A 14517-nucleotide genomic window follows, 5' to 3' on the forward strand; every position below is an offset into this window, starting at 1 on the left:
GGCTTGCAGCCTTTTCTACGCCCCGTACACCGGGCGGTAAATGCGCATTCGGGTACCGGTGCGGGGGGTTCCCTGCTCGACTAACCCGTTGTGGGTACTCCTGACCACATCCTGCAAAACTTTGAATCTGCGTTATTCTTTACTCAGGCCACGCGCGCGTCCCGGCGCCTGCACAGCACGAAAAATCCGGTATGGGTATGCCGGAAAACCCCGGTGAGAACCCACTGGCTGGGCTCGTGCGGGGGCTTTGTGCGCGGCCCGGGCCAGAGGGTTACTATGGTGCGCGACATGAAACGTTCCCTGATGCTGCGTCTCGGCCTCGCGTTCACACTGATCGCGGTGCTGGCATTGTTCGGGATCATCTCCTCGGTGATCATCGCCGAGACGCTGCGCGGCGAGGCGACCGCCATCAACCGCGCCGGTGCGCTGCGCATGCAGACGTACATCATCAGCACCGAGTTGCTGGAACCCCGTGCCGAGACATCCGACGCCCGCCGTGCACGGGTCGAGAGCGCCCTCGACCGGTTCGACTCGCGCTACCGTAGTGAGGCGCTGACCCGCATCGTGCCCAGACGCCAGACGGAGCCCGCCCGCCAGGCCTACGACGAGGTGGGTCGCGTCTGGCACCAGGCGATACGACCCGGAATACTCGCTGCCGTCGACGGTCCACTGATCCCGGAAGAAGTCGCCGATCTGCGGGAGCAGGTCGACGCATTCGTGGGGCAGATCGACGAACTGGTGCGCCTGCTCGAACAGAAGACCGAATCCAAGGTGCAGCTGCTGCGCTTCACGCAGGGCCTGTCATTGTTCCTGACTCTTGTGGTGATTTTCATCACGATGTACTTCGTACGGACCGAGGTGCTGCAACCCCTGCGCGAGTTGCTGCGTGCCGCCGAGGCAGTGCGGCGCCGCGATTTCGGCTGGCGGACCCTGCACACCGGTGACGACGAGCTCGGTCGTCTCGGCACGACCTTCAACCTCATGGCTGAAGACCTGTCCCAGACCTACGAGGAACTGGAGGCGCGGGTCCGCGAGAAGACCGGGGCGCTCGAGCGCAGCAACCGCTCGCTCGCGCTGATGTACCGGTCGCTGATGCACCTGCAGGATGCTCATCCCGCGGACGCCAGTTATTCGCGCACGCTGCGGGAGCTCGAGCGGTTTCTCGGGCTGGGTGCGGGCAGCGTCTGCGTGGTCGAGCCCGACGGCCGCAAGGGCTTCCGCATGGCGACATCGGAATCCTCTGCCGGACGGCCCGAGGTGTTCTGCACCCTCGAGTCCTGCCGCGACTGCCTCGAGGACGGGCGGACGCGTCTCAACCGCCCCGCCCGAAGCCAGGCCGAGAACGGGCGCGTGCTGACCGTGCCGCTGCGCGACGGCGAGCGCACCCACGGGTTGCTGCGGATGCAGGTTCCCGATGGCATCACGCTCGAACCTTGGCAGATCCAGCTCGCGGAGGGTGTCGCACAGCACCTCGGGACCGCGATCGGCCGGCAACTCCGCGCGGATCAGCTCAACCGCCTGGCGCTGCTCGAGGAACGCGCGACCATCGCGCGTGAGCTGCACGACTCGCTCGCTCAGGCGCTGACGTACATGAAGATCCAGGTGAGCCGCCTGCAGGGGATGCTGAAGACCCCGGGGCGCGAGTTCCAAATGGAGTCTACGCTGCGCGACCTGCGTGAAGGACTGAACAGCGCCTACGGCGAACTGCGCGAACTGCTGACCACATTCCGCATCCGCATGGACGAACAGGGCCTGAACCGGGCACTCGAGGCAACGGTACGCGAGTTCGCCGACCGCGGGGAGCTGTCGATCCGCCTGGACAACCGGGTGGCGGACGGACAGATCGGGGTGAACGAGGAAATCCACGTGCTGCAAATCGTGCGCGAAGCGCTTTCGAACGTGATCAAGCATTCCGGTGCACGTTCCGCAACCGTCGGCCTGGAGACCGCAACTGATGGCAGAATACGGGTGACGCTCGAGGACGACGGCCGCGGCATGCCCCAGCCTGCCGGAAGACGCGGCCACTACGGCCTCGCGATCATGCGCGAGCGCGCCCGGAACCTGAACGGAGAATTCGACATTCTGCCGCGGGCAGATGGCGGCACCATCGTGACGGTGCTGTTCGAACCCGCCGCGCTTCCCGCGGCCTATACTGAACCCTTGCACGAGACCACCACGGATGATGCCACAGCACTCCCGAAAGCCCAGTCCCAAACCTGACGAGCCCCGAGCCGACGCCCGGGTGGTGATCATCGACGACCATCCCCTGTTCCGGAAAGGCGCGCGTGAACTGCTGGAGCCAGGCACCGGCTTCGAGGTCGTCGGCGAGGCCAGTTCCGGCGCCGAAGGTCTGCGCCGGGTAGGCGAGATCAGGCCGGACCTCGTCCTGCTGGATTTGAACATGGCCGAGATGGACGGCCTCGAAACGCTCCGGCGGTTGCATCAGGCCGATCCGGATATGCGGGTCGTGATGCTGACCGTCTCCGACCGCGAGGAGGATCTCGTCGAAGCGCTGCGGGCCGGGGCGTCCGGCTACCTGCTGAAGGACATGGAGCCGGAGGACCTGCTCGACCGCCTGCGCCAGGTGCTCGAAGGGCATCTGGTGCTGAGCGAAGGGCTGACCGAGCATCTCGCGCGCGCCGTGCGTCGGGAACACGAGCCCACGCCGCTGGACCGGGCCGGGTTGACCGAACGCGAGACTGAGATCCTGAATCAGATCGCCGACGGCCTGAGCAACAAGCACATCGCCCGCAACCTCGACATCACCGAGGGCACGGTGAAGGTGCACGTGAAGAACCTGCTGCGCAAGCTGAATCTGCGCTCGCGGGTCGAAGCCGCGGTCTGGATGGTCGAACAGCGGCGGCCACACTGACGCGATAACCGCGCCACCGCCCGCGCGGCCCACCTGTAGGGCGGAAAAGCGTCAGCGTCATCCGTCGGTCGGCGCGTGCCGGAGCCCGAAGGTCTGTGCCACCCCCAACGCCCGGATGGCGGATGACGGCCTTCGGCCTCTTCCGCCCTACCTTGCCGTGGCGATCTGTAGGGCGGAAAAGCGTCAGCGTCATCCGCCGGTCGGCGCGTGCCGGAGCCCGAAGGTCTGTGCCACCCCCAACGCCCGGATGGCGGATGACGGCCTTCGGCCTCTTCCGCCCTACAGCGGGGACTCGTGTGGGGCGGCAGATGCGAGTCTCAGCCGGTGCTCCAGGCGCGCGGGCGGCGCATGCCGGCGATCCGGCAGGCCTGCTTCACATAGCCGTAGGGGAACAATTTGAACAAGTAATTGTGGGCCTTGGCGCCGTAGCCAAATTCGTCGTCGAGGAACTTGATCACGAAGCGGGCATCCACCGCGATCTGGTGCTCGTCGTAGTACTCGCGGATGAAGCGGATCACGGCCCAGTGCTCGTCGCTGAGCGCGATGCCCTCCTGCTCGGCGAACTGCTCCGCCACTTCGGGCGTCCAGGACTCCGGATCGACGAGGTAACCCTCTTCGTCGGTCACGTAGGTTCTTTCGATCGTCTCGGTTGCCATCTCGGCCTCCTCTTGTCGGTATGTCGAATCAATGCAGGGATCGGGTTGGTGCCAAGGGCAGACAGGCACCCTGCCCTGCGGCAAATCTCAGGCTTCCACCGTTTCCGGAAGCCATGCGCAGACCCGATCCTCGAGCTTCTCGCACAGCCCGCAGTCGCGGCAGGCGGGTCCGTCGCGGGCGGGCAACGGCATGCGCTCGGCGAGAAACTCCCGGATCTCTTCGTCGGCCTCGGGAACGTCGAGGGTGCCAGCCGCCGCTGCGTCGAAACGCTGCTCCGCCAGGTCCACGAGGTCGTCGTAGAACTCGTTCATGTCCTGGCAGTGTTCGGTCGCGCGAAGCTCGTCACCCATGTCGAACAGGATCCGCGACAACGCCTGGTTCTGGCGGTCGATGACCGGATCCCCCGATGTCGGGTTGCGGCTGGATCGGCGCAGGCGGCGCATGTCATTTTCTCCTTGTCGTTACAGCCAGACCTCGGGATAACGCCGGGTCTTGGGCAGGTTGTTGAACAGAACGGCCACGGCGAGCAGGATCAGCGCGCCTGCGGCCACCGGAAGCAGTACGAACAGGAATCCGAGGCTGTGGACCTGTTCGCCTCCCATCACCGCGAGCAGGGCCGTCGCCCCGCCCGGCGGGTGCAGCGTGCGCGTCAGGTGCATTGCCGCGATCGCGGTCGCCACCGCGCCCGCCTCGGCGAGCCAGATCTGGCCTCCCAGTAGCTTGAACGCGGCAACACCGATCAATGCCGACAGCAGGTGCCCGCCGACCAGGTTGCGGGGCTGCGCCAGCGGGCTTCGCGGTGCCCCGAACAGCAGCACGGCCGAGGCACCGAAGGAACTGATCAGTAGCAGGTAGGCAGTGCCCTCGAAGAACTGTTGATGCAGCAGCCCGACCACCGCGATCCCGATGAACGCCCCGCACCAGGACCAGAACACCTCGGTGTTCGAGACCCTCGGCAGGTTGCCGCGGGTGGTGCCCAGCATCTTGCGCAAGTAGTTCATACCAGGCCCTCGAGGTGGAAGGCGTGGATGAAATCCTTGCGCGACAGCACGCCGACCAGCACGCCATTGCGGTCGACCACCGGCAGCCGGTTCGAGTGTTTCGCATGAAACTGCTCGACGATCCGGCTGAAGCGCGCATCGACCTCGACGGTGAGCACCGGGCTGGTCATGATCGCCGACACCGGGGTCTCGTACAGCGAGTGCTCCAGTATGTCGGGATCGGCCAGGTATCGGTGCAGGAACTGGGTGAAAGTCGCCACGCCGAAATGACGCAGCAGGTCCGTCTCGGTCAGCACCCCGACGACACGGCGCTTGTCGTCGAGCACCGGCAACCCCTTGAGCGCCCGTTCCGCCATGCCGTGAATGACCTCGTCGAGCAGCATGTGGGGACCGACCGTCCAGGTCGGCTGGACCATCATCTGCCCGGCCGTGGTACAGCCGGAAAGCCGTTCCAACGCGTGCCGGAACGCGTGCTGGTACAGCTCGCGGAAGTCTCCCATGCTGATGTCGAGGTAGCCGGGAATCTCGTTCATCGCGGCCCGGATATCCTCGTCGGACAGGTCGATCTGCGTCTGCCTGGGGAATCCTGTGTCCTCGTGCAACATGTTTCTCCCGATCGCATTTAGCCTGAATCTGGTCGGCGCCTGCAGCTCGGTCAGTGCGGCATCGGGTGCGGAATCTCGGTCGGCTGGAGCTGCACCGAGAATCTGCGGGCGGATGACCAATTCCTTGCGTGACACTCAGGATATCGATCACCCTAGGATATGACAAACGAATTTTATCTGTGCTTGATATTCGACAATTCGATGCTTGAGGTCGCAGATCCCGCACATCACTTGCCATTTCGTGCCCGGTGGGGAGCCCGCCTCGCGGCCGCTGCTCAGGCACTGGACAACTGCCGAGCCCGTGACCGTTCGCGCGTTCGCACACAATTCTTTCCTTCCCTCAGAGAGTGCTCATCAATGCGCCATCGCGACGAGCGCAGGCTTTAGCCGCGCGTGCAGCGCGGCGGGACGCGGTGATCCATAAGGCACGGATGTTGCCTTCTGCGACTGGATTACTCGCTGCGCTTGCCCTGCGGGCCAGCCTGCGACTGTTCAATTCAACGCGCTACGCGCGTAAGACCTGCGCCTCGCTCGCAATGACGAACCCCTTTGTTCAGCGTTTCCCTCACGGATTTCCATGCCCCGGTGGGCAATTTTTCTTGCAACCGAATTGCGCCAGAGCAGCGGAGCACGCCTGTCGACAGATCAACCCAACCAATCCCTGATGGAAATCTTGATCCAACCGGCCTTACCATCACTGTTCCCGATATCACCGCACCCACAGTTCACACGGAGAGGGCATGGAAACCGAACAGATCCGGACCTTTCTCGCGGTTGCGGCACACGGCAGCTTCGTCGACGCCGCGTCGCGGCTGCATGTCACACAGTCCACGGTGAGCACCCGCATCCAGGGGCTGGAACATTACCTGGGCGTCCGCCTGTTCGTTCGCAACCGGTCCGGTGCCACGCTGACCCCGGCAGGGCGCCAGCTCCTGCGGCATGCGAAAGCCCTGATGCTGACGCTCGAACAGGCGCGTCACGACGTCGGGCTGCCAAGCCGGTTCACCAGCTCGATCAGCATCGGCGCGCGCATTGCCCTTTGGGAAGGCTACCTGCCGGCCTGGGTCGGACACATGCGCCGGATTGCTCCCGAGCTTTCCATACGCACCGAGATCGGCTTCGAGGAAGACCTGATGCGCCGGGCGGTGGAGGGGACGCTGGACCTCGCTCTGATGTACACCCCGCAGCACAGCCCCGGGCTCCACGTCGAGCACCTGTTCGACGAGAAGCTGGTGCTGCTGAGCACGGACCCGGAGCAACGCCAGCTCGACGAGAACTACGTGCACGTCGACTGGGGACCGGCGTTCTTCGCCCAGCACAGCGCAAGCTTCCCCGACACCGAACGGCCGGCATTGACCGCGAACATCGGCTGGCTGGGGCTGCAGATCATTCTCGAGAACGGCGGATCCTGCTTCGTTCCCGAACGCATGGCCGCGCCCCGGATCGCCGCTGGCGAGCTGTTCATCCCGCCTGGAAGTCCCCGCTTCAGCCTCCCTGCCTACGTGGTCTACGCACTCGACAGCGATTCCCCGATGCTGCAGCCCGCGCTCGAGGGCCTGCGGGAGCTCTGCGCCAGCTACTGATCGGGGCTGCAGGCCGCGCCCATCGACCCCGCACACGCCGCCCCACCCGATATCGTCGCCCGTAGCGTGAAATCCAGCCACGGAAGAGCACGGAAATCACGGAAGATGAAACGGATCAAATCCTTTTTCCGTGTCTGTCCGTGCTTTCCGTGGCTCGCCTTTTCATCTTGCAGGGTGGCCGCTGGCCATGACAGTTGACGTGAAACAACACGACTGGTTTCCGAAGCGACGGGTAGGGCGGAAGAGCGCAGCGTCATCCGCCGTGCGACGTTCGGAGCGGCGTAGCGCCCGCGGCACCCCTGGTGCTCGATGGCGGATGACGGCCTTCGGCCTGTCCCGCCCGCCGCTGTCATGCTTCGGGATCCCTCGCGCCCGAGGCCATGGAGGGTCAGGAGTCGAGCGCCGCGATCCTCTCGGCAAGCTCTGCGACCACATGCTCCGCATCGGCTTCGGAATAGCGCAGCCCCCGGCGTTTTCGGTAGCCCCGCTCGTACAGCCGGACGTGCTCGGACGGCTGTACGCCGACGCGTTCCAGACTCGCTAGCACGCAGTGCAGACGACAGCCGTCGATCGCCATGATCGGGCGCCCCGAGCGTGCAGTCTTGACCAGTGCCGGCACGCCGCCGCCGACGCCCGCGATGCACGACATCTCCGCGACCCCGGCATGGTCCAGCCGCAGAGCGGCCTCATTGGCAAGCTGTGCCACGTCCGAGCAACCCGAGCAGGAATAGACCAGCACCCGTGGCTTCGCATCTCTTTTCGCGTTCAAGGCTCCTCCCCCGTTCCCAAAACGTGCATCATCGAACTACTTGGACGGCCACAGCCATCTGCCCCCGCTGACACGCTGGCACTAGAGCTGCATGCAAGGTCAGGAGTCCGTACCGGCAGACCTTTTACGTCACCGCAGCCACCCGGCCGTGATCGAGCGCACCGCCTTGCCTGAACCACCCGCTCCGGCTACCTTCATGGTACATGGCCGCCTCCACCCTCGATGTGCCCGCCTCCAGGGAGACAGGATCGATGAATCGAAACGAAACGACCCTGCCGCACCGCTCACCGCGCACTGTGCTGAACGCGGTTGGCATCACCCTCGCGGGTGCCGTGCTCGTCATTGGCTGCGGCGAGCGGGTCGTCAGCTTCAGCGCCGACGTGAAGCCGATCCTCGACAAGCGCTGCGTCGAATGCCACGTTCCGGGCGAGCCAGGATACGAAGCCAGCGGTCTCGAGCTCACGAGTTACGCCGCGCTGATGGCTGGCACCCGGTACGGCCCCATCGTCGAGCCAGGCGATCCGCTGATCAGTGTGCTGAACCAACTGGTGGAAGGCCGCGCGGATCCCTCGATCGCGATGCCGCATGGCGGCCAGCGGCTTCCCGACTCCGAGATCGCCACTCTGCGCGACTGGGTCGCACAAGGCGCCCGCGACAACTGACGGCTCGCCAGAGACGAGCAATCCCTCCCGGCCGCACCACCGAAGTACCTCAACACCATCCGGCGGACGCGAAAGACCTGCGCGTCGCACCCTTGCTCCCACGCTGGCATGAGCCAGGCAACCCCAGAGGCGTACCTGGCTGAACCGTCGATTGCGGTCCGTCCGCCATCGTTTGCCTCGCCTTTCAACAGGGCAGCGCCAGGCATGCCCCCTTTGGTTTTCTCAGGCCCACGCGATAACGCCGACCGATCACATCGAGTCTATCCGGATCACTGATTCATTTTCTCAATCCTTGCAACATGACTTGCCGATAATGACGTGTTGCAAAGCGCTCAATGAGTACGCGTGGTACCTCCATCTGGCTATGCACACCGGGAAATGGATGCAGGAACTCACACTGTTAAGGTAGACGGGACCACACACCGGCATCAATCCGGTCTCTACACGTGCCTGGCAGGGCCCTGACTACAACGACGGAGTGACCCATGGCAAAGAAACACGAAACGCCCAATCTCGACCAGTTGGAGAGTGGCCCATGGCCAAGCTTCGTCACGGGCCTGAAGCGGCTCGCCGAACGCAGCGACATGATCGGCGATGTCCTCGGGCAGCTCGAACACTCCTACCAGACTCGCAAGGGCTACTGGAAAGGCGGCACCCTCACCGTGCGCGGCTACGGCGGCGGCGTGATCCCGCGCTTTTCGGAAGTGGCTGACCAGTTCCCCGATGCGGCCGAGTTCCACACCCTGCGCATCATGCCGGCCCCCGGAATGCACTACAATACGGACATCCTGCGCAAGCTCTGCGATGTCTGGGACGAGCATGGGTCCGGCCTGCTCGCACTGCACGGCCAGAGCGGTGACATGATGTTCCAGGGTGCCCGCTCGGAACAGGTCCAGCCCGCGTTCGATGCGATCAACGAGCTGGGGTTCGACCTCGGCGGAGCCGGACCGTCGGTGCGCACTTCCATGTCCTGCGTCGGTAGCGCACGTTGTGAACATTCCTGTTACAGCGAAGCGAACGCGCATCGAAAAGTGATGAACTCGTTCGTTGACGATCTGCACCGTCCCTCGCTTCCCTACAAGTTCAAGTTCAAGTTTTCGGGCTGCCCGAACGATTGCATGAACTCGATCCAACGCGCCGACATGGCGGTGATCGGAACCTGGCGCGACGATATCCAGGTCAAGCAGGACGAAGTGCGCAAGTTCGTGCAGGAGCGCGGTCGGCATGAAGTCATCGACAACGTCATCACCCGCTGTCCCACGCGCTGCATCACGCTGAAGGACGATGACACGATCGAGATCGACAACCGCAACTGCGTGCGCTGTATGCACTGCATCAACGTGATGACCAAGGCGCTCTCACCGGGCCAGGACCGCGGTGCGACGATTCTCGTCGGTGGCAAGCGGACGCTGAAGATCGGTGACCTGTTCGGCACCGTGATCGTACCGTTCATGAAACTCGACACCGAGGAAGACCTCGACCGGCTGGTCGCACTGGGCGAAAGCATCATCGACTTCTGGGCCGAGAACGGGCTCGAGCACGAGCGCTGCGGCGAAATGATCGACCGGATCGGGCTCGCCAACTTCCTCGAGGGCATCGGCCTCGATGTGGATCCGTCGATGATCGTGCACCCACGCACCAGCTCCTACATCCGTACGGACAAGTGGGACGAAGAAGCCGAAAAATGGCGCGCCCGCCAGGCCGAAGGCGCGGCCTGACCGGCCCGAGCGGCGGTACACCATATCCCATTGGGTTCCAGATCAGGAGTCGAACATCATGTCAGAACAGCAATTCCGTCAGGCGATCGAGAGCGGCGTCCCAGACGCGTTCCCTTACATGCACCCGCTGATGGCCAAGAACTACGGCCAGTGGGACTGGCACGACCGGCCGCGGCCGGGCGTTTTGCACCACGTTGCGAAGAACGGGGACGAAATCTGGACGGTGCGTGCCGGCACCCAGCGTCAGATGGATACCGGCACGATCCGCAAGCTCTGCGCAATCGCCGACGAGTACGCCGAGGGGCACGTCCGCTTCACGATCCGCAGCAACATCGAGTTCATGGTGAGCAGCGCGGCTCAGGTCGACCCGCTGGTCGCGAAGCTCGAGCAGGAAGGCTTCCCGGTCGGCGGCACCGGCAACTCGGTGTCGATGATCTCGCACACGCAGGGGTTTCTGCACTGCGATATTCCCGCCACCGATGCCTCCGGCGTGGTGAAGTCGCTGATGGATGAGCTGTACGACGAGTTCGTGAATGAACGCATGCCCAACCGCGTGCGCATCTCCACCTCGTGCTGCCAGATCAACTGTGGCGGCCAGGCCGACATCTCGGTCAACGTGCAACACACGAAGCCGCCGAAAATCAGGCATGACCTCGTCGCCGGCGTCTGCGAACGCCCCGCGGTCGTCGCACGCTGCCCGGTTGCGGCGATCCGGCCGGCGCTGGTGAACGGGCAACCGACGCTCGAAGTGGACGAGCGCAAATGCATCTGCTGCGGCGCCTGCTTCCCGCCCTGCCCGCCGATGCAGATCAACGATCCCGAGCATTCCAAGCTCGCGATCTGGATCGGTGGCAAGAACTCGAACGCGCGCTCCCGCCCGAGCTTCCAGAAGCTGGTCGCCGCCGGTCTGCCCAACAACCCCCCCCGCTGGCCGGAAGTCTCCGCGCTGGTAAAGAAGATTCTCCGCGTCTACCAGGAAGATGCGAGGGACTGGGAACGGCTGGGCGAATGGGTGGAGCGCATCGGCTGGCCGCGGTTCTTCGAGCTGACCGGCCTGCCGTTCACGCGCTTTCACGTCGACACCTGGACCGGAGCCCGCTATACCTTTAACCATTCCACGCACATCCGGTTCTAGGCCGCGTCCCGGACGCGCCAGCCCTGTAACCCCCCTCCCGGTCCCCGGCCGGGAGGGGCGCAGCGCCAGTTCCGACCGGCGCCTGAACGGAAGGGCCCGAAGGCCCAAGGAGGTCGTCCATGCTCCGGCGCCGATCCGCGCTGCTCGCCGTCTCCCTGCTGTTCGTGGGCGTGATGCTCCTGTCGCTGTACGTGCACGGGACTGGCGTGGTCCACAACGATCCGGAGCGGAACATCTGGATTCCGGAACGGTTGACCGTCCCGCTGCAGCTTCAGGTTGCGTTCAACGAAGAGGAAATCCTTTTCCGTTACCGCTGGCCGGCGGACCGTCCGCACCGCTTCGCCGACCTGCTGCACTACACCGACGGCCGCTGGCAGCGCGTTGACCGCCCCCCGGTCGGTCCGGATCCGCACGGCCTGACCGAAGATCGCCTGACGATGATGGTCGACGACGGCAGCGTGCCCGAATTCCAGCGTTACGGCGGCTACATCACGGTCGGCGCCGACATGCGCGACTTCACGCGCCACGATCCCGCCCTCGGCGAAGACGACGGATACCGGCGCAAGTACCTCCCTGCGACCCGAACCGACGCGAACGACTGGTACTCGATCGCCGATGCCGCCACGCTGGACGGCCTGCACGGCGCCGGCTATTTCCTCGATCTCTGGCATTGGCGGGCGCAGCTGTCGAACCCGATCGGCCGCTCGGACGACCAGCACATCTCCTGGTACCGTCTCTACGACTCGGGCGACGGGCCGTTCACCAGCAACTGGGACGGCACGGCTGAGCAGCCACGGCTGATGTTCGACCCGGAGCGCACCGGCATCCGTGCGCTACGCTGGGAGGACGTGACCTCCGGCCGCACCGACGACGCCACACCCTACTACCTTGAAGAGCAATCCGCGGTCCGGTTCGATTCCCGGCACGAGTGGCGCGAAGGCACCGTGATCCCGGGCCAGGTCCTGCGCGAACCGACCGGGGCGCGCGCCGCGATCCGCGTCCAGGGTGAAGGCCGCTGGGCCGACGGGCATTGGGACGTGACGCTGCGCCGCGCCCTCGATACCGGCTACCCCCTGGAAGACAAGATCCTGCATCCGAAAGGCATCTACGATGTCGCGGTCGCGGTGCACCGGGACGGGACCGCGAGCCGCTGGCACTACGTGTCGATGCCGCTGCAGATCGGGCTCGAGCGGCCCGCGGAATGGGTCGCGACCCGATTCGACGGCGAGCTACCGGACTGGGATCGCGTCGACGTTCGCGAGATCACCCTGTTTTACCCCGGCCAGGTCAGCTGGCCGCGGCTGACCAGCGAGATCCACGCCGGCGCACCCTACATCGCGGAGGGCGTGCCGGTGAAATTCCGGCACAAGGAGGCACAGCTCGCACAGTACGGAGTCGAGATCGAGTTCGAAAACGAGATCCGCCGGCAATGGTGGATCAGCCTCGTGGCCGGCCTGTTGCTGATCGCCAGTTTCGTGCTTTCGGTCAGCCTGATTCTCGGCCGCGACAGGAGCTGATGCAATGGGTCCCTATCACGCATTGATGGTGCACTTTCCGGTGGCGTTCTGGACCGCCGCAGCCGTGATTCTCATCGTCCGCGCGCTGTCGCAAGGACCGCTGGCCAAGGCCTTTGACCGAGTGCTGGTGCCGTTCCTGGTGCTCGGCGTGATCACCGGCGTGCTCGCCTACGCGATCGGCCTGATGGTCTGGCCGCCCGACACGCTGCAGACCACCCCGCTCGGGCGCAACCACATGATGGCGGCGACCTGGTCGCTGTTCTACTGGGCCGCCGTGCTGGTGCTGCGCTGGTGGGCCGGCGAACGGGTCTGGGACGGGCTGCTCAACCGCCTGATCATGCTCGGCCTGGGCGCGCTGGGCGCGGGACTGCTGACCATCACCGGCACGCTGGGCGGCCACCTCCACGGCGCCCCTACCTACCTCAGTGACATCCTGCGCGAGGTCGGCTGGGAGGTCTACGCGACCTTCTATTTCCCGAGCTGGGTTTTCGTGGTCCAGGCCATCGTCGTGGTTGCGATGCTGGCCATCGCAATCCTCGCCCGCCGGGCGCCAGCAGGCACCCCGTTCAGGGAGGCTGACCGATGAAAACCGCCGTGTTCCTGTCCCTGCTCGCCCTGCTCGCCACCGTTGCCGGTCCCCTACAGGCGGTGCCGCCGGGCCTGACGCTCGACTTCCTGAACGACGACGCGGGCGACGTGACCTTCTCTGGCACCACCCACGCCGACGCCGATCTGCGCTGCGCAAACTGTCACCTGTCGATCTTCGACGTCAGCCGCTCCGCGCGCATCAGCCGCGCCGACCACCGCAGCGACCAATTCTGCTTCGGCTGCCACGACGGCGAGACCGCATTCGCAGCCCGCGGGAATTGCGACAGCTGCCACCAGGACGATTGGTGAGTTGCCGGGTGTTCCCCGGAAAGGTTGTGCCGATGATGAAGTCACCCAATATTGCCTGCGCCGTGCGCCGCCGAGTGGCGCCTGAAGCGCGTCGGAGAACTCCTGCGCCCCTTGTCGCGTACCCGCGCTCGGTGAACATCCTCTCTACCGCACAGATCCGGCCGGCGCACGGACTGCCAGATGATGTGGTGCCCAGGGGGTTTTCCCGCAGACTGACCAGACTCGGACGCTCCACAGGTAGCGTAGGTTGTGCCGGCAGGCACAACAGAGGCGGGGACCAGGTCCGGATACCGGCCCCGGCTGCGTGCCGGGCCCGAATGTCACGTGGTAACGGAAAGCGGGTCAAACGTGCTCCCTACCCGCTTTAGCTTTCGCGGCTCATACGTCGCTCAGGGCCTTGATGATCTCGCTGCCAAGCTACCGGGTACCCAAGGGATCCCCCTTGCTGCTCAGCTCGTTGGAGTTCAGCTTCGTTGCGTGCTGTCGCAGCGTGCGACCAGCACGGCCACGTGGTGCTGCACGCGCTCCTCGAGCGTCGCCGGCGGCGCTACACCGCGGCGCTTGCAGTCCGCGACGACCGTGGCGTCCAGATCCAGCAGTTCCATGCGGTCGATATCCGCTGCCGCGTCGGCAGCAAGATCGGCCAACTGCAGGTAAAGCGCATAGTAGGCGTCCGCCGCGGCCATGAACGGCGCCGCACCCTGGTCGACGAGGTAGTCGGCCACGCGGCCGTGCTCACCGTGGATGCCTTCGGACCGCGGGTGCGGCTGCACCGGAACGAAACGCTCCCCTTCCGGATTTACGATTCGCCCCAGCGGGTAGAGGCGGCAGACCAGCGGGCGATGCCGATGAACGGAACAGCCGCGGGGTCCCAGAAACACGCAGGTACCCTTTGGCCGTTGCTGCAGATGGACGCCGTCCATGGTGAATCGCTCGATCAGTTCGACGACCGGCAACTCGAGTGCGAATGCGAGCCGTGCCAGTTCGTACGGATTCAACTGGATCTTCTTGTCGCGGCAGCAGCGGTTACAGGCCTTGCATTCGTACGAAAACGCCGAGGTGCGGGACAACTCGCCGGTCATCGTTCACCCTGCCGGTTCG

The 14517-nt window shown here is 65.1% G+C and carries 15 protein-coding genes; 9 read left to right on the plus strand and 6 right to left on the minus strand.

Going from position 1 to position 14517, the window contains the following annotated elements; genetic code table 11:
• Window positions 1-288: 288 nt before the first annotated feature.
• Together TVNIR_RS08260 and narL are read left to right on the plus strand one after the other, a co-directional pair.
• Window positions 289-2220 (plus strand): histidine kinase, encoded by a 1932-nt coding sequence (locus TVNIR_RS08260; protein WP_237251785.1) that lies wholly within the window; start codon window positions 289-291, stop codon window positions 2218-2220.
• Window positions 2183-2872: a two-component system response regulator NarL gene (gene narL / locus TVNIR_RS08265; RefSeq protein ID WP_043740416.1), complete on the plus strand. Its 690-nt coding sequence runs from the start codon at window positions 2183-2185 to the stop codon at window positions 2870-2872. Before TVNIR_RS08260 ends, narL begins: the two co-directional genes overlap by 38 nt.
• 317 nt (window positions 2873-3189) lie before the next feature.
• On the opposite strand, the gene TVNIR_RS08270 is transcribed toward narL, so the two are convergent.
• From TVNIR_RS08270 to TVNIR_RS08285, 4 genes are all read right to left on the minus strand, one after another.
• Window positions 3190-3528 (minus strand): TusE/DsrC/DsvC family sulfur relay protein, encoded by a 339-nt coding sequence (locus tag TVNIR_RS08270; protein WP_015258547.1) that lies wholly within the window; start codon window positions 3526-3528, stop codon window positions 3190-3192.
• A gap of 87 nt (window positions 3529-3615) precedes the next feature.
• Window positions 3616-3972, minus strand: coding sequence for a hypothetical protein (locus tag TVNIR_RS08275; protein WP_015258548.1), 357 nt, complete (start codon window positions 3970-3972; stop codon window positions 3616-3618).
• 18 nt (window positions 3973-3990) lie between these two features.
• On the minus strand, window positions 3991-4530 hold the full coding sequence (locus tag TVNIR_RS08280) for an HPP family protein (RefSeq protein WP_015258549.1): 540 nt from the start codon (window positions 4528-4530) through the stop codon (window positions 3991-3993).
• Window positions 4527-5135, minus strand: coding sequence for a CBS domain-containing protein (locus TVNIR_RS08285; protein WP_015258550.1), 609 nt, complete (start codon window positions 5133-5135; stop codon window positions 4527-4529). The genes TVNIR_RS08280 and TVNIR_RS08285 overlap by 4 nt, the downstream gene beginning before the upstream one ends.
• A gap of 740 nt (window positions 5136-5875) precedes the next feature.
• Here TVNIR_RS08285 and TVNIR_RS08290 point away from each other — a divergent pair.
• Complete coding sequence (locus tag TVNIR_RS08290) at window positions 5876-6718, plus strand: LysR family transcriptional regulator (protein ID WP_015258551.1); 843 nt, start codon at window positions 5876-5878, stop codon at window positions 6716-6718.
• Window positions 6719-7106: 388 nt separating this feature from the next.
• Here the strand turns inward: TVNIR_RS08290 and TVNIR_RS08295 are convergent, their stop codons facing one another.
• Window positions 7107-7487 carry a putative zinc-binding protein gene (locus tag TVNIR_RS08295; RefSeq protein ID WP_157092227.1) on the minus strand — a complete coding sequence of 127 codons (381 nt, stop codon included), beginning with the start codon at window positions 7485-7487 and terminating at the stop codon, window positions 7107-7109.
• Window positions 7488-7738: 251 nt separating this feature from the next.
• Here TVNIR_RS08295 and TVNIR_RS08300 point away from each other — a divergent pair, with 251 nt between their 5' ends.
• From TVNIR_RS08300 to TVNIR_RS08325, 6 genes are all read left to right on the plus strand, one after another.
• On the plus strand, window positions 7739-8149 hold the full coding sequence (locus TVNIR_RS08300) for a c-type cytochrome domain-containing protein (RefSeq protein ID WP_015258554.1): 411 nt from the start codon (window positions 7739-7741) through the stop codon (window positions 8147-8149).
• 485 nt (window positions 8150-8634) lie between these two features.
• Window positions 8635-9867, plus strand: coding sequence for a dissimilatory-type sulfite reductase subunit alpha (dsrA, locus tag TVNIR_RS08305; RefSeq protein ID WP_015258555.1), 1233 nt, complete (start codon window positions 8635-8637; stop codon window positions 9865-9867).
• 58 nt (window positions 9868-9925) lie between these two features.
• Window positions 9926-11002 (plus strand): dissimilatory-type sulfite reductase subunit beta, encoded by a 1077-nt coding sequence (dsrB, locus tag TVNIR_RS08310; protein ID WP_015258556.1) that lies wholly within the window; start codon window positions 9926-9928, stop codon window positions 11000-11002.
• 119 nt (window positions 11003-11121) lie between these two features.
• Complete coding sequence (locus TVNIR_RS08315; RefSeq protein ID WP_015258557.1) at window positions 11122-12519, plus strand: ethylbenzene dehydrogenase-related protein; 1398 nt, start codon at window positions 11122-11124, stop codon at window positions 12517-12519.
• 4 nt (window positions 12520-12523) lie between these two features.
• The gene (locus TVNIR_RS08320) at window positions 12524-13105 is read left to right on the plus strand and encodes a DUF2231 domain-containing protein (protein WP_015258558.1); all 582 of its coding nucleotides are present in this window, start codon (window positions 12524-12526) and stop codon (window positions 13103-13105) included.
• The gene (locus tag TVNIR_RS08325) at window positions 13102-13416 is read left to right on the plus strand and encodes a c(7)-type cytochrome triheme domain-containing protein (protein WP_015258559.1); all 315 of its coding nucleotides are present in this window, start codon (window positions 13102-13104) and stop codon (window positions 13414-13416) included. Before TVNIR_RS08320 ends, TVNIR_RS08325 begins: the two co-directional genes overlap by 4 nt.
• 464 nt (window positions 13417-13880) lie before the next feature.
• Here the strand turns inward: TVNIR_RS08325 and TVNIR_RS08330 are convergent, their stop codons facing one another.
• Window positions 13881-14498 carry a YkgJ family cysteine cluster protein gene (locus TVNIR_RS08330; RefSeq protein WP_015258560.1) on the minus strand — a complete coding sequence of 206 codons (618 nt, stop codon included), beginning with the start codon at window positions 14496-14498 and terminating at the stop codon, window positions 13881-13883.
• Window positions 14499-14517 lie beyond the last annotated feature (19 nt).

It is taken from the genome of Thioalkalivibrio nitratireducens DSM 14787 (genome assembly GCF_000321415.2).
Taxonomy (GTDB): Bacteria; Pseudomonadota; Gammaproteobacteria; order Ectothiorhodospirales; family Ectothiorhodospiraceae; genus Thioalkalivibrio; species Thioalkalivibrio nitratireducens.